A 26,551-nucleotide genomic window follows, 5' to 3' on the forward strand; every position below is an offset into this window, starting at 1 on the left:
CTCAAGGCCGCAGCCGCGACAGCGCGCCCGAGGCCAGTTCGGCGATGCGCTCGAGAAAGTCAGTGCCCATTTCGGCGTTGAAGCGCTGTGCATCCGGAGAGGCCAGCACCAGGAGGCCGAAGGCCGGCGACTCGGCATCGGGCCGCAGCGGAATCAGCGCAATCGACATGGCGCCGGCCGGCTCGGGCAGCCAGTTCGCCGCCTCGAAGCCCGAGTTGAGCCCGCAATAAGGCGAAGTGAGCGAGGTGGCCAGCGCCTTCACGTCGTCGCTCACCCACTGGGCGTAGGCCTCGTTGAGGTAGTCGGCGCCGCAGTCCCACACCTTGATGGCGGTTTGCGGCACCAAAAACAGCGATTGCAGGTCGACCGCAATGCGGTACGGCAGGCTGCGCGGGTCGCGCGTGGTCAAGAGGCCCTTGGTCCAGCGCTGCAGGCGGTCGGCAATGACCACGTTTTCAGTGCCGTGGCGCACCATGTCCATCAGGCGATGCTCCAGCGCCTTGATCTTTTCGCGCAGCATCTCGGCCTGGCGCTCCTGCAGGCTCACGGCACGGTTGCCGTGCGGGCTGGTGAGCTGCACCTGCGCCAGCAATTGTGCGTGCCGCTCGAAAAAGTCGGGCGTGTTCGCCAGGTAGTTGGCGATGTCGTCTTCGGTGATCGGGTTCATGGCGTCGTCTTTGTTGTTTCTGAAGTTGGTCATGGCAGCTCGGGCACCTCGATGTCTCCCTCGAAAACCGTGGTGGCCGGCCCGGTCATGAGCACCGGGTTGCCTTCGCCCTCCCAGCCGATGGTGAGCACGCCGCCGTGCGTTTGCACGTCGACCCGGCTGTCGAGCAGGCCCAGCCGGATGCCCGCCACCACCGCCGCGCAGGCGCCAGTGCCGCAGGCCAGCGTTTCGCCGGCGCCGCGCTCGAACACCCGCAGCTTGACGTTCGTGCGGTCGATCACCTGCATGAAGCCGGCATTCACCCGCTGCGGAAAGCGCGGGTGATGCTCGATTTGCGGGCCCTGCCGCTCCACCGGTGCCGTGTCGACGTTGTCAACCACCTGCACCGCATGCGGGTTGCCCATCGACAGCACAGCCATCGAAACAATGGCCGAATCGGCATGCGTTCCCAGCGCCAGGTGCCAGGTGTGCCAAGCGCCCGTGGGCTGCGGGTCGAGCCCGGCGGTGTCGAAGGGCACGCGGGCCGGCTCGAAGATGGGCGGGCCCATGTCCACCGTCACGCGTCCGTCTTCGCTCATGCGCGGCTCGATGATGCCGGCCAGCGTTTCGACGCGCACCATGTCCTTGTCGGTCAGCTGGTGCTCCCGCACAAAGCGCATGAAGCAGCGCGCGCCGTTGCCGCACTGCTCTACCTCGCCGCCGTCGGCGTTGTGGATCACGTATTGAAAGTCGATGTCCTCGCCCGCGTCCTTGGAGGGGCGCCGCACCGTAAGAATCTGGTCGGCACCCACGCCGAAGTGGCGGTCGGCCAGAAAGCGGTATTGCGCGGCCGTGAGGCCCAGCGTGCCGCGCGTTTCGTCGAGCACGACAAAATCGTTGCCGGCTCCCTGCATCTTGGTAAAGCGGATTCGCATCGGGCGATTATCCGCCCCTGGCGTGGCGCAGCTTGTCCAAAGCCCGGTCCAGAAACGCCAACCGGTCTTGTCCCCAGAACCGCTCGCCGTTCAGGATGAACGTGGGCGCGCCGAACACGCCGGCTTCTATGGCATCGGCGCTGTTGGCGCGATAGATCGCGAGGGTTTCGGCCGCCTGCTCCAGCGCCTGCAGCGAGGCGCCGTCGTAGCCGTTTTCATCGGCCACCGCGATGCGCACCGCCGCTTCGGAGGTGTCGCGCTCTTCCGCCCACAGCGCGCGCAGCAACGCATGCGAGAGCGGCTGCGCGTCAAGCCCCTTCAGCTGCGCGGCAATCACCATCCAGCCCGGGTACTTGTTCCAGTTGGGGTCGACCGGCGCGCCCTTGGGGTAATACGCCGGCTCCAGGTTGAGCGGCATGCCCAGGTAGTCGCGCCAGCGCGCCAGTTCGAGCGCGTGGTACGTGCGGCGCGGCTCAGGCCGGGTCTTCAGCGGAATGCCGCCGGTTTGCGGCACCACCGCCTGAAAGTCGTAGGGCTTGAGCGTGAGCCGCACATGGTGGCGGCGCACGATGTCTTGCAGCTGCGGACCGCCCAGGTAGGCCCAGGGCGAGGAAAGGCTGTAGTAGCAGTCCAGCGCGATGGGCGCGGCGGAGGAGGTCGAGGTGGTGGTGCTGGTCTTCTTCGTCATTGCGAAATTATTAGGTCAATGCCCGTCAGCCGCAGCGGGCGGCAACCACCAGGCCTTGCGGGTCAAGGTCGACATTGAGCCGCGCCGGGTCCGCCGGCACCAGCAGCGGCGTGCCGGCCGCCGAGGTGCGGGCCGACTTGGAGCCGGTGCGGGTGCGCATTTCTTCGAGCAGCGGCGGGGTGAGCGGCCGGCCGAGCGCGTAGCGTGCCTGCGCGGCCTGGCAGGCTTCCTCGGCGGGCACCGTCACAAAGCTCGGCGGCGGCGGCGCCTCAGAGGTGAGCGGGCGGAACTCAGGCTGCGCCTGGCAGCCGGCGATGAACAGCATTGCCGCGCAAAGGGCCGCCGCCATGGCGCCGCGCGCCCGGGAGGAAGAGATGAAACCGGTTTGCTGAGGCATGGGCATGGTGTGTGTCGCTTCTTTCAACGGATCGTATCGCCGGGGGTGGTCAAATCCACCCGCAATGATCAACCTGAATCGTTTCGATCTCATCTCTCTGCGACTTTTTGTCGCAGTTGTCGATGGAGGAAGCCTGACCGCAGGCGCGGACCGATTCGGCGTTTCGCTCCCGGCGGCAAGCAAGCGCATTACCGAGCTTGAGCAGCATTGCGGCATGGCGCTGCTCCAGCGGGGCCAGCGCGGCGTTACCGCCACGCCCGAAGGCCAGACCCTGCACCGGCACGCCATCGAGGTGATTGCGCGGCTCGAACAGCTGGTGCAGGCCGTCGATGATCTTCAATCGGGCGCCACCGGCCACCTGCGGCTGTGCGCCAACCCCTCCGCTTTCGGTGGCTTTCTGCCCAGCGTGCTGGCCGAGTACGCGCGGCGCTATCCGCACGTGGTGATCGACATGGAAGACGCCTTGAGCGAAGACGGCATTCGCGCCGTGCTCAAGGGCACGGCCGAGCTGGCGGTGATTGGCGATAACGTGCCGCACGAAGGCCTGGAGACCATCGTCTGCAATGTCGACCAGCTGGTGCTGCTGGTGCCCGCGGGCCACGCGCTGGCCGGCCAGCAGAACGCTTCCATCGTGAACGTGCTCGAGCATGACCTGGTCACCTTGGCACGCAGCGCATCGCTCACGCGCAAGGTGATGGCGGCGGCCGACGCGGTCAAGCGCACACCGCGCATCCGGGTGCAGGTGCGCAGCTTCGATTCGATGTGCCGCATGGTCTCGTTCGGGCTTGGCGTCGCCATCTTGCCGCGCGCGGCCGCGGCGCTCTATGCCCAGGCCCTCGGCCTTGTGCAGGTGGACCTAGAAGGCATCGAGATGGAACGCGTGCTGCTGCTGGCCATGCGCAGCCGCGTGGAACTCTCCGCGCCGGCGGCGGCCCTGGTCGAAATGATCGAAGAAAGCACTGCTGCCTTCAGCGGAGCACGGCACTCTCCGAAGCCTGCCGGATAAGGCGGTCGCGGTCCGCCGGCAGAAGAAAGCCCTGCGCAAACGCCTTCCCGGCAGCGGCCCGCACCGCGGCCACGTAGCCCTCGTGGTTGGCGTAGCGCTCCTCGAGCGACAGGCGCGGGTCGCCGCTGGCAGTTCGCTCGGCACGCGTGCGCGCGAACGGCACATAGCCACCCACGTAGTTGCACACCTGGCCTCGATGGAATCCCTCGGCAGTGATGTTGAACCCCAGGTAGGTGCCCAGCGGCGCCATCACCAGCACCGTCGGAACCCCGTCGAGCTCGTTGCCGTCGGCATCGACCTTCGGCACTTTCATCGGAATCACCTTCTTGATGACCGGCGGCACATTGGTCGGCACGCCCGAGGCTTCCGCGTGATTGAATTGCGGCCCCCAGTCGTAGTCGAACACCGGAAACGCAAAGTTCTCCGGCTGAAAGATCGAGTCCGGAATGCCGGGCACCCCGCTCGGAAAGCCCATCGCCTTCTTGTTGGCGTCGACCAGCGTCTTGCCCGCAAGCGTGGGCCACCGGCTGGGCGGTGGGGGCGTTCCGTTCAGCACCCAGTCGCGCATGGCCAAGCGCAGCACGTTGGTGATTTCAGTGTGCGGCACCGGGTTTGCCGCCAGCGTGCCGCGGCCGAAGTTGTTGCCGGGGCAGCTCGGGCCAGTCGTGGCGGTAACAGTGGCCGTGCCCGTCGCCGCGGGCATGTGCGTGAAGCCGCCCGCGCCGCCGCCGTGGTGGGAGCTCGGCACGTAGTAGCGCCGAACGTTGCGCGGCAGCGGAATGTCCGCGTCGCCCGCCGTGCCGATCCACTCGGGCGTGAGCTTCAGCGCGTACACCTCGGCCGATCCGAAATGCTCGATCACCTTCGGGCAGGTGTCGTTGGTGTCGCATCGCGAGAAGATGCTGCCGGTGGGTTGCTTGCGCACCGGGTCTGGCCAGTCCACCCACCACTGCGGGCCTTCGCTGCCCTGCTGGTACAGCTCCAGCACGCCGTCCGGCTGGGCCCAGCGCGAGTTGGCCGCCACCCGGCGGCCCGCGATGATCGGCCAGGCCCCGTCGTACACCTTGCGGTTGCGTTCGTCCTGGTTCAGGCCCATGAAGATGAACTGCCGCACCATGTTTCCCGATTGCGACACCCCCCGCACCGCCGTGCCCTTGACCAGTCCGGCCACCGGATTGCGCGTGCCCAAGTCGTCGGCCGCCTCGTAGCGAAAGAATGTGCCAACGTCGCGAAACGCCGCCATGCCCACGCCCAACACATAGGCGTTTTGCGCCGGGTACACCACCTGGTACAGCAGGTTGGCGTCGAAGCCGTTGCGCAGGCAGATGTGCACCGGCAGGTTGCCGGGCGCATTGGCCGGGTTGATGTCGATCGGCGTGCCCGGAAACGGATTGCCCGCGTCGCACTTTGCAAAGGCCCAATCGCCCGCCGCAATCTTCGGCCCTTCGGTGACAACGCCATCGACCGTTTCCTTGGTGTGCGTCTTCAGCGTTGCCTTGGTCGTGTCCAGCGTGGCCGGAAGGTAGGGCACGGGGTTGGTCTGCACCATCAGCGGCTGCGAGGCTGCGCCGCTGCGGTTGACGATGCGCCCGAACACCTGGCCTGTGACAGCCACGCCGTTCACCTTGGCAATGGGCGCCGCCACCCAGTGATTGGTACCCTCGGCCCGGTTGGCCAGAATGCCCGTGTTGCCCGCGTTGTCCGCCTGCCAGCCGCTGCGCAGGCCAATGTCGCCCAGCTCGCGCTCGTCCACAACAATGGTGCCCGCGCCGCCGCGGTTGGGCACGTCGTGCCACAGAAAGCCGCTCGCCCGGCTCATGTCGACCGGCTTCACCAGATTGAAGGTTGTTTCGTACCGCACCTTGCCGTCTGCGTCCGAGCCCAGCTTGACGTCGGTGATGACGCTGTTGTGCGGATCGTTCGGGTCGAGCTCGCCGAAGGCACGGCCGCGAATCTGCTCATAGGGAATCGACTGCCCCGCGAGAGGCGCAACGCTGTCGATCACGATGCGAGTGACGCGGGCATTCGCGGGCGCGGCAGCAATAGCGATGGCCGCTGCGGCTGCTGTCGCCGCCGTGAACCAGTGCAAGCGCAACTGGCGCCCGATCGGGCTGTTGGGGTGCATGCTGTCTCCTGTCTCTTTTTTGTACGGATCCGACGCTGGTCTCAGCGCTTCGCATCCTCACAATTCGCAGGCAGGCCGACAATTCGCGTCTTGTTTAGCCGGTCTTAACCGATGATTAAGGGAGTCGCTTCGCATTGCTCATTGCATCAGGGGAATCCCGACGCCTGGGCTGCTCCCGCAGGCAGATCTGCTCGGCCCGATCCTTGCATTGCCCGATAAGGGCGCGCTCGATCCAGTGGGTGCTTTCCGTTCCAGATGCAAACGCCACATGGAAACCTTCGACCGCCAGCTTCGTTATTTTCTGCAGATTGCACAGCTGAAATCGCTATCGCGGGCGGCTGAAGATCTGGACCAGACGCAATCCGGCCTGAGCCGGCAGCTCGCCGCGCTCGAAGCCCACGTGGGCAAGGCGCTGTTTGTCCGCACCGGCAGAGGCGTGGAACTGACCGAGGCAGGCCGACAGCTCAAAGAGCAGACCGAAGGCGCATTCCGCACCATCGACACTGCACTCGACACGCTACGAGTGCGCGATGGCGTCACCCAGGGCACGGTGCGGCTTGCCGTGATCCACACCCTGAGCTACTACTTCATGGGCGAGGTCGTGGCCCGCTTCGTCAGCCAGCACGAAAGCGTCAACCTCTCGCTGCTGGGGCGCAGCTCTCCCGAGGTGGTGGAGTTCGTGGAAAGCGGCAAGGCCGATGTTGGCTTCGTCTACGACTCGGCGGTTGCATCGGCCGGCGTGGTCTCGCGGCCGCTGTTCGACGACGAGATGTGCCTGCTCGTGCCGGAGGCCAGCGACATCGGCGATCGGATCGACCTGACCGTGCATCTGCCGAAGCTTGTCGCATTTCCTTCTCACTACATGCTGCGGCGCATGGTGCACAGCAGCGGGCTCGTTCCCCAGATAGCGGCAGAGGCCGAGACGGTCGACGCCATGCTCGAGATCGTGTCTTCTGGTGTCGGGTGCTGCATCCTGCCATGCCGGATTCCCGACAAGCTGCTGATCGACCACCGCCTGCGCAAGGTGGCCATTACCCGGCCGGCGCTACGCCGGCGGGTCGTCGTCATCGTCAAGGCAGGACGCGTGCTGCCGCCGATCGTCGAGCACCTGGTCGACGCCGCCATCGCCATCGCCGCCGCTTCCTGAGTCCCGCCGCCGCATAGGTGCTATGCGGTCTGCTGCATGGCTCGCGAAGGCCCCTGTCTCGATACTTCCCACGGCAGCGGACGTGCGTGGGGTGCTCATGCAGCCGCAAACCCAAACTACGGACGGCATGCATGAAAGACGACCTGCGAACCAAGGAGTATTTTGACGAGCGCGCGACGCGCGAGATGGCGCAGCACCTGAAGGACACACCGCGCGACATGTGGGAGACGCTGGCCCTTGCCTGCCGGATCCTTGCGATGACGGGGCAGGAGGCTGGCCTTGCCGGCCAGATCAGCGCCCGCTCGGAGCGCCCAGGCGCCTACTGGACCCTGCGTTTCGGCCTCGGTTTCGACGAGGCCACGCCGAGCGACTTCATCGAAGTCGACCAGGACCTGAACACCTTGAGCGGCACGGGCATGGCCAATCCGGCGACCAGATTCCACCTCTGGGTGTACCGCGCCCGCCCCGACGTGCAGTCGATCATCCACACGCATTCGCCCTGGGCGTCGGCGTTGGCGGCGGCGCGTCAGCCGCTCGTCATCTCGCAGATGGACATGACTCCGCTTCACGAAGACTGTGCGTTCCTTTCCGAGTGGCCGGGTGTGCCCATTGCCGACCAGGAGGGCGTGATCATCTCCGAAGCGCTCGGCAGCAAGCGGGCAATAGTGCTCGCTCATCACGGCTACCTGACGGCCGGCCACACCATCGAAGAGGCTACCTACCTTGCCGTCTACCTGGAGCGTGCTGCCCGCATGCAGCTTCGGGCGCAGGCTGCCTTCGGGGTGCTCACGCCCGTCGACGACGCGCTGGCGCGAGAGGCGCACGACTATCTGCTGAAGCCGTCGATCGTCAACGCGACGTTCAACTACTGGTGTCGCCAGACCACGGCACTGCGCACAGGCCATGCGGCCTCCTGAATCCCACACGCATTCGCAACACTACCTGGTGACCCCATGAACACACACACTGACAGCGGTGCAAGCGAGAAAACCGACGCCAAGCGCCGGTATGTGACGGCCGGTCTCGCAAGCATGATGGGGACCACCATCGAGTGGTACGACTTCTTCCTCTACGGAACGGCCGCCGCATTGATCTTCAACAAGATCTTCTTTCCAGCCTTCGATCCGATCGTCGGCACCATGGCGGCCTTTGCTACCTATTCCGTCGGCTTCTTCGCACGGCCGCTCGGCGGAATCGTGTTCGGGCACTTCGGCGACAAGGTCGGGCGCAAGTCGATGCTGCTCATCACCCTGATGCTCATGGGCGTGCCCACGATCCTGATCGGCCTGATCCCGTCCTACGAGCAGATTGGCTACTGGGGCGCAGTGCTGCTGGTGTGCATGCGCTTCCTGCAGGGCGTGGCGGTGGGCGGCGAATGGGGCGGTGCGGTGCTGATGGCGGTCGAACACGCGCCCGAAGGCAAGAAGGGATTCTTCGGAAGCCTGCCGCAAGTCGGCGTGGCACCGGGCCTCATCCTGTCTTCCCTGGCGATGGGCGCGGTTGCCAAGCTGCCGGAAGCGGACATGCTGTCCTGGGGCTGGCGCATTCCGTTCCTGGCCAGCGTCGTATTGCTGCTCGTGGGTTGGTTCATCCGCGCGAAGGTGGCCGAGTCGCCCGACTTCCAGGACATCGAGCAGGTGGGCAAGAAAGTACAGGTGCCCGTGGTCGAGGTGCTGAAGAAATACCCGCGCGAAACGCTGGTCGTCGTCGGTGCCCGCCTGGCCGAGGTGACCTGGTTCTACACCACGGTGACATTCGCGCTTGCCTATTCCACAGGCACTCTCGGCATTCCGCGCAGCACCATGCTCGATGCAATCATCTGGGGTGCCACCGCCGCGTTGCTCACAATGCCCTTCTTCGGATGGCTGGGCGACAAGATCGGCCAGAAATGGGTCTTCATGATCGGCACCGTGGGCATCCTCGCATGTGCGCCGCTGTTCTTCTCTTTCCTTCACACACGCGAGGTCTTCTGGATCAACGCCGCGCTGATCCTTGCCGTGGGTCTGGTGTATGCCTCGCTCTACGGACCTGAAGGCAGCCTGTTCTCCAGCCAATTTCCCGCGGAAGTGCGCTACACCGGCATTTCGCTGGCGGTGCAGGTATCCGGCGCTATCGGCGGCGGCCTCGCGCCGATCGTCGCGACCTGGCTGCTGAGCAAGGGAAACGGAGATCCGCAGTATGTGATCTGGTACCTGAGCGCACTCGGGGCCGTGGCTTGCTTCAGCGCGTGGAAGATGCACGGCGACCAGCGCTTCAAGGTGCTTGCTGCATCCCCGCTCCTGGCGAAGGCGCCCTGAAGATGCCGCGAACGATCGACTATTACTTCTGGATGAACTCGGACTGGGCCTACCTGGGTGCGGACCGGCTCGAGGACCTGGCGGCACGGCACGGCGTCTCGATCCGCTACCTGCCTGTCGATCTTCCCGCCGTTTACGCGCGCACCGGGGGCGTGATCTTGCCGAAACGTGCGCCCGAGCGGCAGGCCTATCGCATTGCCGAGTTGAAGCGGTGGTGCAAGCGCCTCGGCATCCATGTCAATCCGACGCCCCGGTTCATGTGCCCGGATGCTGGCCTCGCGTCACGCGTTGTCATCGCGGCCGACGCGGCGGGAGTGCATGTGGCCTCGCTCTACAAGGCAATTCTGGCGGCCGAATGGTGCGATGAACAGGACATTTCCGACGCATCGACGCTGCGGGCGATTCTTCTTTCACAGGGCCTGGACGCCGACACGCTGCTGCGTTTGGCCGAGACGGCTGCCGTCCAGGCAGCCTACGTGCGCAACACCGATGCCGCCGTCGCGGCGGGCGTCTTCGGCTCGCCCTCCTATGTGCTCGATGGCGAACTATTCTGGGGGCAGGACCGCTTGGAATTTCTTGAGTTAGCGCTGCAGTGAGGGGTGAGTAGCACCGCTACCCAAACGCGCTCCAATCCCGTTTAGCCCACGCCATGCCATCGCGCCGAGCATTGAATCTTGGTGTTCTTGCGGAACGTTCTTCTGAGTCTCAAAAAAGAGTATTCAGAGCCGATCTGGCTCAGGCATCTTTGTCGAGCATGCAGTCTATGAAGGCGCGCAGCGCGGCCGGAACCTGGCGCCGGCTGGGGTGATACAGAAACAGCCCTGGCCGTGCAATCGACCAGTCGGCAAGAACCTCCACCAGGCGCTGCTGGGCGAGCAGCGCATCGACTCGTTCGCGATCGAAGGCATAGACGATTCCCAGTCCTTGCAGTGCAGCCGCGACGCCCATGTCTGAATGATTGGTGACCAACGGTCCGTCCACCGCCACCTCGGTTCGCTTGCCCTTCTTTTCGAACTCCCAGCGGTAGGCACTCCCGTCGCTCTGGAGCCGCCAGTTGATGCAGGCGTGGCCGTGCAGATCGGACGGCGACCGCGGCGTGCCGCGGCGCTCCAGATAGTCCGGGGATGCCACGGCCACCATCTTCACATCCGGCGTCAAGCGCACGGCGATCATGTCCTTCTCCAGCTTGCCCCCCACGCGGATGCCGGCGTCGAACCGACCCGCAACGATGTCGCTCAGCCCGTTATCGACCACGATGTCCAGTGTGACCTCCGGGTGCGCCCGGTGAAACCGACCCAGGCGCGGGCCGATCACCGCCCAGGCGGCCATCCCGAGGGTGTTGATGCGCAGCGTGCCGCGCGTCTGGCCTGCCATGGCGCTCGCTTCGTTCACCGCATCGGAGATCTCGTGGAAGAGCGGCGCGATGCGCCCGTACAACTGCGCCCCGGCCGCGGTGGTCGCCACGCTGCGGGTGGTGCGGTTCAGCAACCGCGTACCTAGCCGCGTTTCCAACTGCCGAATGGTTTGGCTCAGCGCAGAAGCCGACAGCCCCAGATGCTCCGCGGCACGGGCAAAGCTCGCGCGTTCCACCACCGCGGCAAAGGCCTTGAGCTCGGCAAATTCCGACCCGCGCATTGTGTATCGTCCTCTACATAGCTCGTGAAGATTCTAGAAGATTCACTAATTGGTGTGCGACGCGCATCCTTGCGACTTCATCTCCAAGACGTTGTCACCATGCGCACCCTGCCCCTTCCCGATCCGATCTCCGCCTACTTCGCGGCCGACGCGCAGAGCGCCGAGGCACTGGCCCAATGCTTCACGCCGCAAGCCAGCGTGAAGGATGAAGGCCGCACTCACACCGGCCGCCGCGCCATTCAGGAATGGAAGGCCGCTGCAGCGGCCCGGTACCGGTACACGGTCGCGCCGTTTGCGCTGCATCAGGAGGAGGAAGCCCACGTCGTTCGGGCTCAGGTGGCCGGAAATTTCCCTGGCAGCCCGGTCGACCTTCAGTATCGCTTTCGCCTCGAACGTGGGCTGATCGCTTCGCTGGAGATCACGGCATGAGCTTCGATCTTCAACTCCGAGGGCAGCGAGCGCTGGTCACTGGCGGGACCAAGGGTGTCGGCGCGGCGGTCGTCCAAGGGCTGTGCGATGCCGGCGTCCGGGTGATGGCCACGGCGCGCTCCGCGCCCGCGCGGTCGAGCGCAGGCGTGATCCATGTTGCTGCCGATCTTTCGACGGCCGAGGGCACCGCCAAGGTCGCGCAGTCGGTGCTCGACCATTGGGGCGGCGTCGACATCCTCGTCAACGTGCTCGGCGGCTCCAGTGCACCAGGCGGCGGCTTTGCAGCCCTTGATGATGCGCGCTGGTTCGCTGAACTGAACCAGAACCTCATGCCCGCCGTCCGACTCGATCGCGCACTGCTGCCCGCCATGCTCGCGCAGGGTTCAGGCGTCATCGTCCACGTCAGCTCGATCCAGCGCCTGCTGCCATTGCCGGAATCCACGACCGCATATGCGGCAGCCAAGGCGGCGTTGTCCACTTACAGCAAGGCGTTGTCGAAAGAGGTGACACCCAAGGGCGTTCGCGTGTTGCGCGTATCGCCGGGATGGGTCGAGACCGAAGCGTCGGTGGCGCTGGCCGAGCGCCTTGCCGACCAGGCCGGCACCGACTACGAGGGCGGCAAGCGGATCATCATGCAATCGCTTGGCGGCATTCCGCTCGGCCGGCCGGCCAGGCCGCAAGAAGTCGCCGACCTGATCACGTTCCTTGTGTCACCACGGGCGGGCTCGGTCTCGGGTTCGGAGCACTTGATAGACGGGGGAACCGTCCCGACGGTCTAGGCGCGCCGGGTCCATCGGCAGCTGCATTTCGCACATGAAGCAGGCCAGCGGCCAGCGCATCCCGCGAGGGGGCGTTCGTGTGCGTTTCGATCTCAGATGCGCCCGTCTTGCCGCACAACTTTATTGCGTAACTTCGTCGATCTGCACAACTTGGTTTTGCAGATTTTCCACCGGCGCGCTTAAACGTCTGACTTTGTGGCCATCTTTGCAACCCTGTTCAGCACGTTTTTTTCTACCATTTCCCATCTTTCATCCACTGCCCAGGACTCCCAATGAACTCACTGATTCGCAAGCTTTTCATCGCCGCTGCGACCACCGCCAGCATCGTGGGCCCCGGTGGCGGCGCACATGCGCAACAGGTGCAGGCAAAAAACGTTGTGCTGGTGCATGGCGCCTTTGCCGATGGTTCCGGCTGGCGGGGTGTCTATGACGAGTTGATCAACAGAGGCTACCGGGTCACCATTGTTCAGAATCCTCTGACTTCGTTGGCCGACGACGTGGCGGCGACCCAGCGGGCGCTCGCCCGCCAGGACGGTCCCACGATCCTCGTCGGTCACTCCTGGGGGGGCACGGTCATCACCGAGGCCGGCATGAACCCGAAGGTGGTCGGTCTTGTCTATGTCAGTGCTCTCTCGCCCGACGCCGGCGAAACCACGAGCGAGCAGTACGCCGGATTCAGTGCTCCCGATTTCGTGATCGACACGCAAGCGGACGGCTACGGATTCGTCAGTCTGGAGAAGTTCAAGATCGGCTTCGCCGGCGATGCCAGCGATGCGGACGCCGCGTTCTTGCGTGACTCGCAGGTGCCGATCAACATGTCGGTGTTTGCGACCAAGCTCAATCACGCCGCATGGCGAACCAAGCCAAGCTGGGCGGTGATCGCGACCGAGGACAAGGCCTTCGACGTGCGGATGCTGCACAAGATGGCCCGGCGCATTGGTGCCACGGTGGAAGAGGTGAAAGCCAGCCACGCGGTCTTCATGACCCAGCCGAAGAAAGTCGCCGACGTGATCGATCGTGCTGCCAGGCAAGCGGGGCGCAAGCATGTTCAGCCATAGCGAACTGTATTGAAGCCTTCCTCCGCCCCGGGCGAGACGAAATGGCTGGTGATTTGGTCGAACTCCGCATCGATTGTTTGGAACGGCTGTTCGCCCGAAAGATTACGAGCACGACGGACGTGCCTCGCGTCAGAGCCTGAACGCGCTGACCGCCTGTGAGAGGCTGCCGGCCTGCGCCTGCAGCGATCCCGCGGCAGTGCCCGCCTGCTGCACCAGCGCGGCATTCTGCTGCGTGCCCTGGTCGATCTGCGCGATGGCCTGGTTCACCTGCTCGATGCCGTCGGTCTGCTCCCGGCTCGCGACCGTGATCTCGCCCATGATCTCGGTCACGCGCTGCACGCTGGCGACGATCTCGCGCATGGTGCGGCCGGCCTGGTCCACCAGTTCGCTGCCGGCTTCGACGCGGCCTACCGAATCGCCGATCAAATCCTTGATCTCCTTGGCCGCCGCGGCCGAGCGCTGCGCCAGGCTGCGCACCTCGGAGGCCACCACGGCAAAGCCGCGGCCCTGCTCGCCGGCCCGTGCCGCCTCGACCGCCGCGTTCAGCGCGAGGATGTTGGTCTGGAAGGCGATACCGTCGATCACGCCGATGATGTCGACGATCTTCTTCGACGAGCCATTGATGGCCGCCATGGTGTCGATCACCTGGCCGACGATCGTTCCGCCCTCGGCCGCCACCGACGATGCGGAGACCGCGAGCTGGTTGGCCTGCCGCGCGTTCTCGGCGTTCTGCCTGACGGTGGAGGTGAGCTCTTCCATCGAAGCCGCCGTCTCCTCGAGCGAACTCGCCTGGTGCTCGGTGCGCGACGACAGGTCGCGGTTGCCGGCCGAGATCTGGGCCGAGGCTTCGCCGATGTTCGCCACGCCGCGATGCACCTCGCTGACCAGCCGGACGAGGCTGGTGTTCATCTCGTGCAGCGCCCGCATCAACAGGCCGGCTTCGTCGCGGCCGGCGGGCATCACCTGGGTGGCAAGGTTGCCGGCGGCGACCGACTGCGCCACGCGCACCGCCTCGTTGAGCGGACGCGTGATCGAACGCGTGAGCCACAGCGCAGCGGCAATGCCCAGCGCCAGAGAAAGACCACTGAGCAGCAGCATCAGCCAGCGGGCGGTCTGGTAGGCCTGCGCGGCCTCGGCCGCGGTGCGATCCGCGCCCTCTTTGAGCACCTTCTCGAACGTGCCGACATGCGCGATCACCTGCGTCAGCAGCGGCATGCATTCCTGCGTCAGCGCGCGCACGGCGTCCTCGGTCTTGCCGCCGGTCGCAAGCGACACGACCTTGCCCGCAATCACCAGGTACTGGGCCTCGAGCGCCTGCAACTGCGCGAGCAGTCGCTGCTCTTCTTCCGCCGCGGCCGAGCGCGGGTCTTTCAAGATCGCGCCCAAGGTCTTCATGCCCTCGTCGATCTCGGACTGGGAGGACTTCACGAGGTCCAGGTCTTTCTTCTGCAGCTGTGCATCGCTCACCAGCGCCAGATTGCGCGCCGCAATCGCCCGTGTGCCGATCGCGAAGCGAACTCGGTTGAGCGCATAGAGCTTGCCGCCGGCCACCTCGTTGACGACCCGGATCTCATCGGCAAGCCTGGCCATCTGCTGCAGGCCGATAGCGCCGATGGCAAGCAGGAGCAGCAGCAGTAGCGTGAAGCCCATTCCTAGACGGGTGCCGATCTTCAGGTCTCTCATGGGATTTTCGGGAACGAATGGAGGTTCAATTTTCCCGGGGGGCCCCGTCGCGGCAGTGGGCGAACAAGGGGAACAATGCGGTTCATTTCGGGCGTTTGCCCGCGGGGCGGCTACGCTGCGATTGCTGTTAGTTGCAGATGGGTGCGCCAGAATGCGCCATGTCCCCTGCGCCCGACCTTGTCGCCGAAGCCGAGTGCCTGTCGCGCGCACGTGCCGGCGACACCGCGGCTTTCGACCAACTGGTGGCGCCCCATCGCCGCCAGCTTCACGCTCACTGCTATCGAATGTTGGGCTCCCCTTTCGATGCAGACGACGCGCTTCAAGAGACCCTGCTTGCCGCCTGGCGCGGCCTGGCCGGCTTCGAGTCGCGCAGCGCGCTCGGCACCTGGCTTTACCGCATTGCCACCCACGTATGTCTGCGCATGATCTCGCAGCGCCCCCGCCGCATGACCTCGCCGGACCATGGCGCGCCGCTGCGGGCCACGGCCGACCTGGGTGAGCCGGTGGCCGGGTCGGTGTGGCTGGAGCCCTTGCCCGACGCCGAGTGGATCGGCAATCATGAAGATCCGGCCACCACGCTGCAAGGGCGCGAGTCGGTCGCTCTCGCATTTGTGGCCGCGCTGCAGCACCTGCCCGGCACGCAGCGCGCCGTGCTGCTGCTGCGCGAGGTGCTGGAGTATTCGGCAGCCGAAGCGGCCCAGATGCTCGGCACCTCGGTGGCGTCGGTCAACAGCGCGCTGCAGCGCGCGCAAAAGACAGTGAAGGAGCGCGCACCGGCGGCCGACATGCAGGCACTCGAGGCGCAAGGCGTCGATAGCCTGCTACAGCGCTTCGTCAGCGCCTGGGAGCGCCGCGACATCGCGGCCCTGGCCAGCCTGCTGGCCGAGGACGCGCGATTCACCATGCCGCCGCTGCCTGCCTGGTTCAACGGCCGCAGCTTTGCCATGATGTTCTTTGCCGAGCGCGTGTTCCAGACGCCATGGCGTCTGCAGCCCCTGCGCGCCAACGGTCAACCCGGCTTTGCCTGCTACATGCGGCACGCCGGCGCCGAGCGCTTTACGCCGGGCGGTGTGGTGCTGCTGCGCCTGCGCGGTGGGTTGATCGAATCTATCGACAGCTTCATCGACCCGGCGGTCTGCCGGCGCTTCGGCATGCCCGACGAACTTATCTGCTGATGCGGCTGCCGGGGCCGATGAGTTTGGCCCTCGCCCTGTCTCCAAGTAGATGACACGCCCCGGAAGGGCCGGCGGCGTGGCACAACTCAAGGAGACCTTTTCATGGCCAAGCTCATCGTCAGCATCCTCAGTTCACTAGACGGCTACTGCGCCGGCCCAGGCGGCGCGCTCGCCGGCCTGCCGATGGATGCCGCCTTCAGTGCCCACAACCTCGACTGCATGCGCCGCGCCGGCACGCTGCTCTTCGGCGCGACCACCTTCCCTATGTTCGAGGGCTATTGGCCCAACGTCGACCGCGGCCCTGGCAGTGAGCCGGTGCAGCGCGAGATTGCCGAGCGTGTGGGGGCAGCACGCAAAGTGCTCTTCAGCGACCGCCTGGTCGTGCGCCCTGAGTCGCCCTGGGCCGACACCGAAGTGGTTGGCCGGGCCCAAGCCCCAACACGCATCAGCCAACTCAAAGCCGCGCCCGGCCCCGACCTGCTGATCTACGGCAGCCACGTGCTCTACAACGATCTTCTGGCACAGCGGCTGGTCGACGAACTGCATCTGCTGGTGGGTAGCGTGTTGCTGGGTGAGGGTGTACCCACCTTCGAGCCCGGCCTGGCGCAGAGCTGGAAGCTGCTGGGCCAGAACCGCCTGCCAGGGTCGGACACCGTGGCGTTGCACTATGACTGCCGGCCGGAGTGAGCGGAGCAGCGTCCGCTCTTGTTCGCACTCTGACTAGCGAGCAGGCGCTGGGGCTGCGCTGCTCGATGATGCAAACTTGCGCGAGTCCCACTGCAAACGACAGGCAGCCCCCATGATTTCAGTCCATCTTCACGGTCAGCGCTTCCAGGTTCGTGCCGCGGCCATCGTTCTCGATGCCGGTCACCTGCTCGTGCATCGTGCGCCGGGCGATGCGTACTGGGCGCTGCCGGGCGGCCGCGTCGAGGTCGGCGAAGCCGCGTCGGCGACGGTTGTGCGCGAGATGAGGGAAGAACTCGGCGAAGCGGTCGAATGCGGCCCTCTCGTCCATGTCGCCGAGAATTTCTTCGACCTTGCGGGCCAGCGCAACCACGAGATCGGCTTCTATTTTCGCGTTGCACTCGATCCGAGCTCCAGCGTGCTCGACAAGGATCAAACCCACCACGGCATCGAGAGCCACCTGAAGCTGGAGTTCCGCTGGTTCGCGCTCGCAGAGCTCTCGTCGATCAACCTGCGGCCGACCTTTCTGGCGGCCTCGCTGATCACCGATCCGCTGGTGTTCTCGCATGCGGTGCAGCGCGAGTACGCGTGAGGCTCAGGCGGCGGCCCCCACAAACTTGCAAATCTCGCTCGAATACTCTTGCAGAAACGCTTGCTTGTTCGGAAGCGGCTCCGTGGTGTGCGGCGGCGGAACGTCCATGAACGAGAAATGGCCGGCTCCTTCGGTGATGCGGACATCCACCACGTTCCAATCGCGCATGGCACGCGCAAGCCATTCTGTTTGGGCTGACGGGGTAATGCTGTCGGCCGAGCCCACCCACGCCAGAACTGGAATTCGCACGGCATCAAGTGCAGCCGGCGCTTGAAAGAAGCCGGTTGGCGGCGCCAAAAGGGCCAGGCGAGACAAGCGACCGTCCGGTGCGATGCTGACGCGCCGACCTGGCCCCAACCACAGTTGAGCGCCGGCCATTGCGACGAGGATGGCAGCACCGATTGAATGGCCCACGCCTGCGACTCTTGCGGAGGGTTCAACGAATGCGTCGAGTGCAAGGGTGAGGCGTCTTGCCCGGAAGACCAGTTCCTCCTCCGTTGGAGTGGTCGAAGCAAGCCGCTCGAAATGGGGGGCAACAACCGTGCAACCACATTCGATCAAGGCGCCCAGGAGCGTAGAGAGTCTTTGCGGCTGGCCGCCCGATCCAACTGAGAAAAGAACGACTGGCGCACCCGCGGCGGCTTTGCGTACAGAGACCTCAAATGAATCACCGTTGTCTTGCAGTTTCTGCGTCAGCACTAGAAGGGGCTCCTCGGGGCAAGTGAATTCGATAGGAATTCATTGCGATGGTTGTCCTGGAATGGGCGCCAAGCGACGACACCCTCCGTGCGAGCCCTTATTTCGGGTGGAGCCAGACAGGTGGCGACTGCCTCGTAGCCGGGAGCGCCCGGGTATGGCGCAACCCAAGTCGGCGGGCTGTGATTGGCTGGGCAAAGGATGATGGCCTCGTCAGCGCCCACGGCGGCCAAATCCAGGAACGCACAGGAGCGCGTGAGCAGGAAAAGCGGGCGTCTATCGGCTCTGCGGCGACGCAGATGAGCAACCATGGCCTGCTGTGTCGCTGAATCCAGCCTTTGTTCCACCATGTCGACGATCAGGATGGCCGGGCCTTCGGCTTCCAGTCCGGCAACCAAAGCGACCAAGGCGTCGGACACGGTAGCGCCGTCCTCGACGAGCCAGGCCAGCGTCTGATCGACCCGCGATCTGAGGGCCGGGTCAGCGGTCAGCCGTGCGGCAGCGGTGTCGTCCCCAACTCGCCGCTCGAGGTCCAGGAATATCGCAGCCGGCAGAACTTCGGCCAGTCGCACGGCCAGCCGCGTCTTGCCGCTGCCCAAAGGGCCGACGATGTAGTTCAATGGCCGCATCTCGCGCAGCTTGAATAGCTCGCCGCCCCAGGGCCATGGGAGTTCGAATTCAATGCCGAGTTCGGTAGCTGAATCCCGCAAGCGCGTCAGCTCTTCGACCGTTGGTTTGTGACCTCGCTCGAGATTGGCGCGCAGACCCCGCACTCTCTCGATGGTGCCTGCGAGTTGACGAACGTTAGCTTCAAGTACAGATTGATGGACGGCGAGGATGGGCTCCAAATCCTCGGCTTCTCCCTTCAACACCCCCGCCACTTGCGCAAGGCTGAGCCCGAGTGCGCGCAGGGCAGCGATCTCAGTGACGCGCTGCATTTCCCCTGGGCCATAGGATCGCCATCCGGCCGCATTGCGCACTGGGGCAACAAGGCCGCGTTGCTCGTAAAGGCGCAGGGCCTTGGCAGAAACGCCAACCCTGGCAGCAGCTTGTGCAGGGCTCAGAAAGCGAACGGACGATTTCAAGAATCACCTCATGGTTTGAACGAAGACCTGTCTTTTTAAAGGCGGCCGCTGGGGCCGGGTCAAGTGAATCTTCGATCCGGGTGAATGACTTCGGCAGCTACAGTTTCCGCTTCTGAATACCGCCGCGGATGACTCAGTCACTACCGGGCTCCACCAGTGCCTGTCAACCGGGAGCAGGCCGAGCTGAGCAGCACGCGCGAATAAACTTTGTGGAATCCGAGCAGGGCCTTGAACAGGAAGCCCATTCGCCGCTCGCCGGTGGTTCGGTCGACTGAGGGAACGACGGCGGAGCCAAAGAAGAGCCTGGTGCCTGCCACGCCAGGTTCGACCATGAGCCAAGACCGGGTCCGACCGGCGAGATCGCACATGAGCAACTGGGTCGTCGTTTGCTCCTCGACCCGCCACGCTGCAAACTCCCCAATCTCACCTCGCGCGAGCTGGCGAGCCTGCGCGTCCGTGGAGGCCCTGGAAAGGAAAAGCTGAATCAGCGCTCGCTCCAGCTTGAATACGCCGCCGGTGTAGAACGCCTCGATGAACTGCGCCTGCGAAATTGAAGCGGCCAAATCGGCTGCGTAGCAGTCCGTGTATGCGCCGCTTCTCGCGTACGCGGCGAGTAGCGCTCCAGGTGGAAGAGGGAAGGGGCAGACGCGCGTCAAATCAATTTCCCATGGGCAGCTTGAATGTCGGCTCGGCTCTTCTGAACAAAGCTAGGTCAGTGTTTCGTTGAATGGTTCAGCCGCGACTTGAAATTCGTCCTCGTAGACAACATAGCCAGGTCGGTCGCTACGCAAGATTTCGACCATGACATCGTGCGCTTCCAACACCCGAGCCAGACCGTGCATCATGCCGATGTGCTGAGTTGCAGTGTCCTTGAACCAACTGAGCGCCACCTTCTTCGCATGCGGTTTGGATGAGCGAGTGAAGCTCACGGGCTTGCGGAGGTTTTTCCGGAACCAGTCACGAAGCTCGTAATAGCGCTCAACTTCATGCTCCAGGAGCAACCCTTGTGTCTCGAGTTCTCCGAGGGCTTGAAACAAGCCCTGCCTTCGTCCGGAGTCGATGTCGTTGCTGTGGATTACAAAGCGAATGAACATTTCGATGAAATTGAGTGCTCGCGCCAAGCCTGACCGTCCGCTCCTGCTCGCACTTTGCCGCTGAACGCGACTCACCGATATACCCGACGAAGCTTCGGCACCTGTTGCGGTGTGCGCGCAACGCTCCTGTTGCCGGATTGTTATGGCGGTGTTAGCCTCCGCTCCCCAAAGATTAACCTTCACGCTGCGGTTAGCAGCCGACCGCACGAGAGACCCATGAAGCAGTTCCTGACCACGCAAGACGCATTGATGACCCGCACAGCTGCGGCGATTTCGCTGCGCCCTTTTTGCGCCGAATTGTTTTCCTAGAGCCTTTACACCTGGAGGCTCGGCCTCCTGAGTTTCACAAGACCCGGTAGGCCTCAAGCCACCGGGTTTTTTGTTTTTTGCTTGCCATTTGGAGACCTGAACATGAGCCCCGAACAACGACTTCTGCCCGCCGCACACGCTGCGAGCGCAGTGCTGTGCGTCGACTTCGTGGAGTGGTTCGTGTAGAGCCTCCAGGCCCTCGTGCGCCTGGAGGTCCATCCTTCAGGCAATAAAAAAGCCTGTCGGGTGGTGCACCCCGGCAGGCTTTTTTTTCGCCCGCATAGCGGGCATCGTGAGTTTGGCGCGCGCGCCGACAACCCGCCGACTGTTTCGCCTGGCCAGCGGATCGTGTCGGTTTTTTACTCTCAAACTGGAGAAAACCATGATGAACAAAGTTCATGTGAATGTCGGAACCATCGGTCACGTTGACCATGGCAAGACGACGCTGACGGCTGCTCTTACCTTCGTGCAGTCTGCGCGCTTTGGCGGCGATGCGCTGTCCTATGGGCAGATCGACAACGCGAAGGAAGAGCGCGAGCGCGGCATCACGATCAATACGTCGCATGTTGAGTACGAGTCGGACTGCCGTCACTACGCACACATCGACTGTCCCGGGCATGCCGACTACATCAAGAACATGATCACCGGCGCCTCACAGATGGATGGCGCGATCCTGCTGGTGGACGGCACCGAAGGCGCCGCACGGCAGACCATCGAACATGTGCTGCTGGCACGCCAGGTGAATGTCGGCTACATGGTGGTGTTCGTGAACAAGATGGATCTCGTTGCCGAGAGCGACCGTGCGGATATCGAGCAGCTGATCGAAATGGAGATCGGCGCACTGCTGGCTGCGCACGGATACCACGATGCTCGGTTCGTTTTCGGCAGCGCACTGAAGGCCTTGGCCGCCGCCGAACGCGGAGACCTCGCAGGTCCTGACGTGCAATGCATCGTCGAGCTCGTGAACGCGTTGGACTCGCGAATCCCTGATCCGGTGCGCGACTACGACGCGCCGTTCATGATGCCTGTCGAGGGCGTGCACACCATCACGGGCCGTGGCACCGTGATCAGCGGCCGTGTCGAGCGCGGTGTGATCCGCGTCGGTGACAGCCTGGAGATAGTCGGGCTCAGTTCGGCCGGCGACGAGCAGGTGATCGTCACCGGGGTGCAGTCCTTTCACAAGGACGTCGCCGAGGGACGCGCCGGCATGAACGTCGGCCTGTTGCTGCGCGGAGTCAAGCGCGACGATGTCGTGCGAGGCCAGGTTGTCGTGAAGCCCGGTGCGCTGAAACCGTACCGGATGGGGCGCGCGCAGATCTTCGTGCTTAGCAAGGACGAAGGTGGCCGCCATACCCCGTTCGGCTCCGGCTACCAGCCGCAGTTCTTCTTCGGCACGACCGATGTGACGGGTGTCATTCGCGTCGACACCGAGACCGGTGTGGTCGAGCCGGGCGCACAGGCGCAGATCAGCTTCGAGCTGAACAAGCCTGTGGCCATTGAGAACGGCATGCGGTTCGCAATGCGCGAAGGCGGCAAAACCGTCGGCGCAGGCATCGTGACCGAGGTGCTCGGCTGAAAGGCTGATGTGCCACTTGCCCCTGTCGTCTGCTTGTCAGACGGCAGGGGCTTTTTTTGGTTAGCGAAAGCTGATCGCTGCTGAGTCACCTCGAAATCTCACTAGGACTGCAGTCCACTCGCGAGAATCCTCGCTGACAGCCTAGAGTCGTTTTCGGTGATGGCATCGACCAAAGCAAAGACCCGTTGCTTGTCCGGAAGCGCCTGCTCGCGGTCTGATAAGCCCCCGAATGCACCAAATTCGTCCCATGGAGCGTCAGCAGGCTCAAGGATGCCGTACTTGAATGCTTGATCTTCAATTCTCGCTGCGACGCAAACTACACCTGGAACTAGGTGCTCTGCGGCGTCGTATCGCGCGACGGCCAAACAAAAACCGCCCTCGTGACCTTCGGACCATTGATACCAAAATGCCGCCAGCGAGCGTGCGTCGAAGCATTGGCGCGACGCCTGTAGCTCATGCCGCAGATCGAGACCTACCAGGCGGCGCTGAGATGAACCTCCGCCGGCGTCAGAGGACCGCTCTTGGCCGAAGTCTGCCCTTTATTCGTAGCTTACAGCGGCAGCCAGGATTGGCAGCTTGTCTTGCATTTGTGTGAGGCATTCCTGCAGTTGTTTGGCATCCAGCGGAAGGCGATCTTCAAAGGCAGCCCAACCGACCAAGCGCGGGCTCTGCCTTCACAGACTCTAAGTCGCCTCGAGATCGAGAGCAAGGACGCAGCTAGCGCGCTAAACATCGAGCGCTCGCTGCCTGCGGATTTGACGTTTCTCCTCAGCACTAGGCGGCTTGTAAGCGTCGGAAAGGCGCCGCCGGAGGGACTTTATCGCGGCAGATCTTGCGCGCATCGCACCAGGATCGGTCACCGTCTGGGCTTCTGCCCACTCCAACGAACCTTCGATGGGCGCCCCTCTCAACGCGCACAGGCAAAGCGTCTGCTGATATGCCGTCCCGGAGTTGGAGAAAGTTCTGATCACCAGCTCTTGCAGTTTTTTCTGTTGTTCTTGCGGCGGCACCAACCCGTCATCGAAGCTCGTCAATCCGTTCAATGCGCCCAGCGCTCGCCAGAACGGATCATCTGGCTCGTCCGATAGAGCGGTGGTCGACATGCAGTAGTCCAACAACACCGTTACGCTAGATTCAGAGCGAACTTCGCTTAAAACCGCAATGGCAAATGTTGCAAGTGCTCGATCGGCGAGCAAATGCTTCAGTGAGGCGATGCCGCCGCGGCCGTAGGCAATGCAGGCTGCAGCCCACCGCGCGAGCGGCGTTACTCTTTTTCCGTCTCCCAGTACGCCGTCCTCGTGCCATCCATGCTGCTTGCAGAGCCGCTCAATCTCATCAGCACCGTCCGCGCCGTACGCGAGTGAAAACCGAATCAAGTCTTCCGGATGAATCGCGCCACCGTAGGACAGTGGGCCGGAGCCCTTGGCGGCCTTGCGGGCAAGATCATTGAATTTCATCGGAGTTCGGCAGGCGTGCTTTTGTGGCGATTATGTCGTTAGCCAGCTGCCATCTAGCCCAACGTGGCGAGGGTCGGCTTTTGGACGAACGCCGTCAATTCGTCACGCGCCCTGATGTTGATTTGCCCTCTTCGCCTAACTGGTCGACCAGCGCATTGGCGCCTTCGGAGAAAACTACGGAGAATCCGAAACACATAGCTCGCATTTGCCCAAGCACCGTAGGATTTAGATTTGGTGGTCCGTTCTTCCCTTCTTGAGTAAGCCAGCCGTTCAGGCAATCTCGTCTTACTGTTTGAGCTTTTCTTGCTAAGGCAAGATCAAATTCCGCCCGGCCTTCACGCAGCGTTCCATCCGGCTGCAACTGTGACTTCGCCCAGCGAACACCCGGTACGGAAAGCATGTCCCAGGCAAGCTGGCATGCTTCCTTAGACATTTCTCCGCGGCTGTTCGATTTCATACAGCGGTCGATCGTCGCCTGCCAAGCACGCCGCTCAGCGACTGCAAAGGGCGATCCGGTTTTCGTGGGCCCGCCGCAGGCTGCCAGTGTCACGACCAAACTACAGACCGCCGACTTAAGCCCGCTCCTGTACAGAGCTTGGAAAATGAAACGTTTGTATTCGCGCATGCGAACTATTGTCTCTTCTGAGGAGACACTGCGGGCGATGGATTTGGACGTCCGCTTCTGAACGGAGCTAGGCGTAGGCGCACGAAGGTGCGCTGTTGGTCGGCCGCAGGCCGTCGCACCTGTCAGCGTCTCTGGTTCAGAGAGGCCGCGCCTTCGAGGCCGTAGCCAACCCATCGACCGCCGCTTGAGTTGATTCGCACGGGCTGCACGCTGCCCATCAGGAAACGCATTTTGCCGATCACAAGCAATGGCCCCAGATATCGTCTATCTCTTGACGAGCACTGCTCAACATCTACGCGGATCGCGACATCGAAGCCCGTTCCCGGGGACGATATGCGCAGCACATCTATTTGATCAGGATCGCTGGATCGTGGCAGCGTTCTGAATTCAGCCGTTCCGGTCACGAAAGACCAGTCGAATGTTCGGCCAGAAACGAGTACCTGGGGCATGAGCCGGTTCCGTGCTATCTCGGCCATAGGAGCGCTGAGATGAATGAACAGATGCCGAGCCCGGACTAGAGCAACGCCCTGGCATCAACACCGGAGGAGCGTTATCTCGGTCGACACAATCATCGGCGGCGCTCGGAGTACATCTTGTCGGTGGCTCTGCCAATCGTCTCGCCGAGACATTGCATGAGGTACGCAGAAAACTTGCCGCGAACGTAGAGGGCCCAGTCTTTTCGGGGCATGATTTTCGACGAGCCCTCGTCATCGTTTGAAAGCGCCAGTTGAAGCGGTTGGTCCGCCTTCATCATCGCGTCTGCACAGCTGCAAACGCCCTCCGGGCTGGCCATAGCTGTCATGAGTATGGATTGAAGGTCGGGATCGGCGAGGGTTTGTTTGGCAAACGAGAGGCAGGCAGCCGCTACCGCGTCAGAGCGCTCGGTCGAGACGGTTTGTTGTGCTGCGACAGCCGTGGTCAGGATCGGCCAGACAGTCCAGACCACCATGCGTAGTGAGAGTTTGAAGATGATATTCACTGGTCGAAAGAAGATGGGAGCCGTTGGGGCATAGACATTCTGGACATGGCTCCAACAGCCCGCGAATACATCGGGCAACTACATCTTGACGTACTCAAAGCCATCTTCCCGGACATCAGCACGCCACACGAGAAATCCGGCTTCAGGCTCGCAGACCAATCTGACAAAAGGCACCGTGCCTACTACGAACACTTCCTCCACCACTGCAACGTCGCCGACACCAGGTTCGCGTTCGTTCATCCAATCCCGTTGGCCAACCCGCTCAAGGTTTACCTTGATCAGTTGGATTCGGCTACCTTTCACCAGGCTTGACATCGATGTGTGGTTCTCGTGAATTATTAAAGTCTTAAGCCGTGCAGCAGCAATGCGAGAGGCTTGCGAAGGTCCGGTTCTGGCCGACTGTAGCCGGTCGCGAACCTTGGAGCCTCAGCCTCACAACAGACATTTCACCTCCTCCTAAGCACACTTACTGCTGACGGTCTGCTAGCCTATGTCGGCAAGGATGTCCTTCGCCCACTCTGCTATTTCCTGGCTGGGTCCAGCGGCGTACTCGAGCAGTCGAGGGCGCCGTGCCATGACCATGCGCCGCAGTTCTTTAAAGGTCTCCGTCTCATCTGGTCCTTCGAAGTGAATGCAGCGCCAGACAAGTTCAAGGAGCTCAATCGTCAGTTCTTCACTGGCTTGGGGCAAGACGTCGAGAACGAAAGGGAGCGCGAGAACCGCGACAGGCGGAGGGCCGATGCCACCGGAAACCAAATCGCACCAGAGTTCGCGGCTTGCAGCAAGTGCCGCGGCCGGGTCCGTGCTCGCGAGGCGTTCCAGTTTTCCCCCCATTTTGTCCGCTGGGCCTAGGCAGGTCCTGAAGTCGCTCCAAGGAATCGCATTCAATCGCGTCCGAAGCGGGAGCCGCGTGAGTTGGGACATGTTGGTTCAATCTCCACGCCTCTGAGACAAATAAGCCAGAGATAGGTATAGCTTCAAAGTAGCTGGTCAGGGGCCGAAGGACTGGTTTTGGTCGATGTCAGCTGCTGAACGGCACAAGTATTTCCGAGCCTGAAAGTTCCACGGTTACCACCCCTTCCGCAAGCGCTAGACCCGCGACGTTTTCCATGTACGTCACGGTGTCGCCAGGTCCCCGCGCTGCCACTGAAAGGGAAACGTCATGTGGCGTGAGTTCGAAACTCATTCCATCCTGTATGGCGATTGCGGTTCCGCCTCGCCATTTGAGCGGGCCGAACAGTCGTTCCGCAAGCTTCGTATATTCTGCAAGCTTGAACTGCTCATCCTCCTCGATTTCATTTACGGACGTTGGGCGACCGTGCGACTTGATGAGGATGAAATCGAGGCTCATTGGCTTGCTTGGTTGATGTCCGGTTCTGGCCGAGGCTGTGTGGAAACGCCCTCGTCGCGCCAGTATGCCGAACTCTGGTGCTGTCGATGCCTGGTGGGCCTCA

The 26,551-nt window shown here is 63.4% G+C and carries 30 protein-coding genes; 12 read left to right on the plus strand and 18 right to left on the minus strand.

All coding sequences use genetic code 11. The features are described 5' to 3' along the window. Nucleotide 1 precedes the first annotated feature (1 nt). The 4 genes from V9L21_RS16130 to V9L21_RS16145 are packed head-to-tail and all read right to left on the minus strand — an operon-like array spanning nt 2 to nt 2,672. Nucleotides 2-700, minus strand: coding sequence for a DUF484 family protein (locus V9L21_RS16130; protein WP_157612032.1), 699 nt, complete (start codon nt 698-700; stop codon nt 2-4). Further along, nucleotides 697-1,581 (minus strand): diaminopimelate epimerase, encoded by an 885-nt coding sequence (dapF, locus tag V9L21_RS16135; RefSeq protein ID WP_337313491.1) that lies wholly within the window; start codon nt 1,579-1,581, stop codon nt 697-699. Before dapF ends, V9L21_RS16130 begins: the two co-directional genes overlap by 4 nt. Before the next feature lie 7 nt (nt 1,582-1,588). Beyond that, entirely contained in the window at nt 1,589-2,269 is a 681-nt protein-coding gene (locus V9L21_RS16140; protein ID WP_337313493.1) for a 2-hydroxychromene-2-carboxylate isomerase, read from the minus strand. A gap of 25 nt (nt 2,270-2,294) precedes the next feature. Beyond that, complete coding sequence (locus V9L21_RS16145; protein WP_337313495.1) at nt 2,295-2,672, minus strand: I78 family peptidase inhibitor; 378 nt, start codon at nt 2,670-2,672, stop codon at nt 2,295-2,297. A 58-nt stretch (nt 2,673-2,730) separates the two neighbouring features. Between V9L21_RS16145 and V9L21_RS16150 the strand changes: the two genes are divergently transcribed. Beyond that, nucleotides 2,731-3,672, plus strand: coding sequence for a LysR family transcriptional regulator (locus V9L21_RS16150; RefSeq protein ID WP_337313497.1), 942 nt, complete (start codon nt 2,731-2,733; stop codon nt 3,670-3,672). On the opposite strand, the gene V9L21_RS16155 is transcribed toward V9L21_RS16150, so the two are convergent. After that, nucleotides 3,635-5,797 carry an alpha/beta hydrolase domain-containing protein gene (locus V9L21_RS16155; RefSeq protein ID WP_337313499.1) on the minus strand — a complete coding sequence of 721 codons (2,163 nt, stop codon included), beginning with the start codon at nt 5,795-5,797 and terminating at the stop codon, nt 3,635-3,637. The genes V9L21_RS16150 and V9L21_RS16155 overlap by 38 nt on opposite strands. Before the next feature lie 268 nt (nt 5,798-6,065). On the opposite strand from V9L21_RS16155, the gene V9L21_RS16160 reads away from it, so the two are divergent. From V9L21_RS16160 to V9L21_RS16175, 4 genes are all read left to right on the plus strand, one after another. Then, nucleotides 6,066-6,944 (plus strand): LysR family transcriptional regulator, encoded by an 879-nt coding sequence (locus tag V9L21_RS16160; RefSeq protein ID WP_337297405.1) that lies wholly within the window; start codon nt 6,066-6,068, stop codon nt 6,942-6,944. Nucleotides 6,945-7,075: 131 nt separating this feature from the next. Continuing rightward, the gene (locus V9L21_RS16165; protein WP_337297406.1) at nt 7,076-7,861 is read left to right on the plus strand and encodes an aldolase; all 786 of its coding nucleotides are present in this window, start codon (nt 7,076-7,078) and stop codon (nt 7,859-7,861) included. 36 nt (nt 7,862-7,897) lie between these two features. Further along, entirely contained in the window at nt 7,898-9,241 is a 1,344-nt protein-coding gene (locus V9L21_RS16170; RefSeq protein ID WP_337313501.1) for an MFS transporter, read from the plus strand. A 2-nt stretch (nt 9,242-9,243) separates the two neighbouring features. After that, nucleotides 9,244-9,837, plus strand: coding sequence for a 2-hydroxychromene-2-carboxylate isomerase (locus V9L21_RS16175; protein WP_337313503.1), 594 nt, complete (start codon nt 9,244-9,246; stop codon nt 9,835-9,837). Nucleotides 9,838-9,976: 139 nt separating this feature from the next. On the opposite strand, the gene V9L21_RS16180 is transcribed toward V9L21_RS16175, so the two are convergent. After that, nucleotides 9,977-10,876 (minus strand): LysR family transcriptional regulator, encoded by a 900-nt coding sequence (locus V9L21_RS16180; protein ID WP_337313505.1) that lies wholly within the window; start codon nt 10,874-10,876, stop codon nt 9,977-9,979. Between the two features lie 99 nt (nt 10,877-10,975). Here V9L21_RS16180 and V9L21_RS16185 point away from each other — a divergent pair, with 99 nt between their 5' ends. From V9L21_RS16185 to V9L21_RS16195, 3 genes are all read left to right on the plus strand, one after another. Further along, complete coding sequence (locus tag V9L21_RS16185) at nt 10,976-11,305, plus strand: nuclear transport factor 2 family protein (protein ID WP_337313507.1); 330 nt, start codon at nt 10,976-10,978, stop codon at nt 11,303-11,305. Further along, entirely contained in the window at nt 11,302-12,084 is a 783-nt protein-coding gene (locus V9L21_RS16190; RefSeq protein ID WP_337313508.1) for an SDR family oxidoreductase, read from the plus strand. The genes V9L21_RS16185 and V9L21_RS16190 overlap by 4 nt, the downstream gene beginning before the upstream one ends. A 272-nt stretch (nt 12,085-12,356) precedes the next feature. Next, on the plus strand, nt 12,357-13,142 hold the full coding sequence (locus tag V9L21_RS16195) for an alpha/beta fold hydrolase (RefSeq protein ID WP_337313510.1): 786 nt from the start codon (nt 12,357-12,359) through the stop codon (nt 13,140-13,142). Between the two features lie 129 nt (nt 13,143-13,271). Here the strand turns inward: V9L21_RS16195 and V9L21_RS16200 are convergent, their stop codons facing one another. Then, on the minus strand, nt 13,272-14,825 hold the full coding sequence (locus V9L21_RS16200; protein ID WP_337313511.1) for a methyl-accepting chemotaxis protein: 1,554 nt from the start codon (nt 14,823-14,825) through the stop codon (nt 13,272-13,274). Nucleotides 14,826-14,983: 158 nt separating this feature from the next. Here V9L21_RS16200 and V9L21_RS16205 point away from each other — a divergent pair, with 158 nt between their 5' ends. The 3 genes from V9L21_RS16205 to V9L21_RS16215 all read left to right on the plus strand — a co-directional run bounded on the left by V9L21_RS16205 (nt 14,984) and on the right by V9L21_RS16215 (nt 17,276). Further along, nucleotides 14,984-16,000 carry an RNA polymerase subunit sigma-70 gene (locus V9L21_RS16205; RefSeq protein ID WP_337313513.1) on the plus strand — a complete coding sequence of 339 codons (1,017 nt, stop codon included), beginning with the start codon at nt 14,984-14,986 and terminating at the stop codon, nt 15,998-16,000. A 102-nt stretch (nt 16,001-16,102) separates the two neighbouring features. Then, nucleotides 16,103-16,687 (plus strand): dihydrofolate reductase family protein, encoded by a 585-nt coding sequence (locus tag V9L21_RS16210; protein WP_337313515.1) that lies wholly within the window; start codon nt 16,103-16,105, stop codon nt 16,685-16,687. Between the two features lie 112 nt (nt 16,688-16,799). Beyond that, nucleotides 16,800-17,276, plus strand: coding sequence for an NUDIX hydrolase (locus V9L21_RS16215; protein WP_337313517.1), 477 nt, complete (start codon nt 16,800-16,802; stop codon nt 17,274-17,276). 3 nt (nt 17,277-17,279) lie between these two features. Here the strand turns inward: V9L21_RS16215 and V9L21_RS16220 are convergent, their stop codons facing one another. The 4 genes from V9L21_RS16220 to V9L21_RS16235 all read right to left on the minus strand — a co-directional run bounded on the left by V9L21_RS16220 (nt 17,280) and on the right by V9L21_RS16235 (nt 20,178). Next, nucleotides 17,280-17,975 (minus strand): alpha/beta hydrolase family protein, encoded by a 696-nt coding sequence (locus V9L21_RS16220; RefSeq protein WP_337313519.1) that lies wholly within the window; start codon nt 17,973-17,975, stop codon nt 17,280-17,282. Further along, the gene (locus tag V9L21_RS16225; protein ID WP_337313521.1) at nt 17,975-19,057 is read right to left on the minus strand and encodes a MerR family transcriptional regulator; all 1,083 of its coding nucleotides are present in this window, start codon (nt 19,055-19,057) and stop codon (nt 17,975-17,977) included. The genes V9L21_RS16220 and V9L21_RS16225 overlap by 1 nt, the downstream gene beginning before the upstream one ends. Nucleotides 19,058-19,197: 140 nt before the next feature. Continuing rightward, nucleotides 19,198-19,620 carry a hypothetical protein gene (locus V9L21_RS16230; RefSeq protein WP_337313523.1) on the minus strand — a complete coding sequence of 141 codons (423 nt, stop codon included), beginning with the start codon at nt 19,618-19,620 and terminating at the stop codon, nt 19,198-19,200. Nucleotides 19,621-19,764: 144 nt separating this feature from the next. After that, nucleotides 19,765-20,178 (minus strand): hypothetical protein, encoded by a 414-nt coding sequence (locus V9L21_RS16235; protein WP_337313525.1) that lies wholly within the window; start codon nt 20,176-20,178, stop codon nt 19,765-19,767. Between the two features lie 664 nt (nt 20,179-20,842). Between V9L21_RS16235 and tuf the strand changes: the two genes are divergently transcribed. After that, nucleotides 20,843-22,036, plus strand: coding sequence for an elongation factor Tu (tuf, locus tag V9L21_RS16240; protein WP_337313527.1), 1,194 nt, complete (start codon nt 20,843-20,845; stop codon nt 22,034-22,036). Nucleotides 22,037-22,761: 725 nt separating this feature from the next. Here the strand turns inward: tuf and V9L21_RS16245 are convergent. The 7 genes from V9L21_RS16245 to V9L21_RS16275 all read right to left on the minus strand — a co-directional run. Next, on the minus strand, nt 22,762-23,493 hold the full coding sequence (locus V9L21_RS16245; protein WP_337313529.1) for a hypothetical protein: 732 nt from the start codon (nt 23,491-23,493) through the stop codon (nt 22,762-22,764). A 94-nt stretch (nt 23,494-23,587) separates the two neighbouring features. Then, nucleotides 23,588-23,950, minus strand: coding sequence for a hypothetical protein (locus tag V9L21_RS16250; RefSeq protein WP_337313531.1), 363 nt, complete (start codon nt 23,948-23,950; stop codon nt 23,588-23,590). A 290-nt stretch (nt 23,951-24,240) separates the two neighbouring features. Then, nucleotides 24,241-24,567 carry a hypothetical protein gene (locus V9L21_RS16255; protein ID WP_337313533.1) on the minus strand — a complete coding sequence of 109 codons (327 nt, stop codon included), beginning with the start codon at nt 24,565-24,567 and terminating at the stop codon, nt 24,241-24,243. A gap of 119 nt (nt 24,568-24,686) precedes the next feature. Beyond that, nucleotides 24,687-25,097, minus strand: coding sequence for a hypothetical protein (locus tag V9L21_RS16260; protein ID WP_337313535.1), 411 nt, complete (start codon nt 25,095-25,097; stop codon nt 24,687-24,689). 78 nt (nt 25,098-25,175) lie between these two features. After that, on the minus strand, nt 25,176-25,412 hold the full coding sequence (locus V9L21_RS16265; protein ID WP_337313537.1) for a hypothetical protein: 237 nt from the start codon (nt 25,410-25,412) through the stop codon (nt 25,176-25,178). A gap of 168 nt (nt 25,413-25,580) precedes the next feature. Beyond that, nucleotides 25,581-26,021: a hypothetical protein gene (locus V9L21_RS16270; RefSeq protein ID WP_337313539.1), complete on the minus strand. Its 441-nt coding sequence runs from the start codon at nt 26,019-26,021 to the stop codon at nt 25,581-25,583. Between the two features lie 97 nt (nt 26,022-26,118). Beyond that, on the minus strand, nt 26,119-26,551 hold a 433-nt coding region (locus V9L21_RS16275), incomplete at its 5' end, for a hypothetical protein (protein WP_337313541.1).

The sequence above is a fragment of the Variovorax sp. CCNWLW235 genome, assembly GCF_037204085.1.
GTDB lineage: Bacteria > Pseudomonadota > Gammaproteobacteria > Burkholderiales > Burkholderiaceae_C > Variovorax.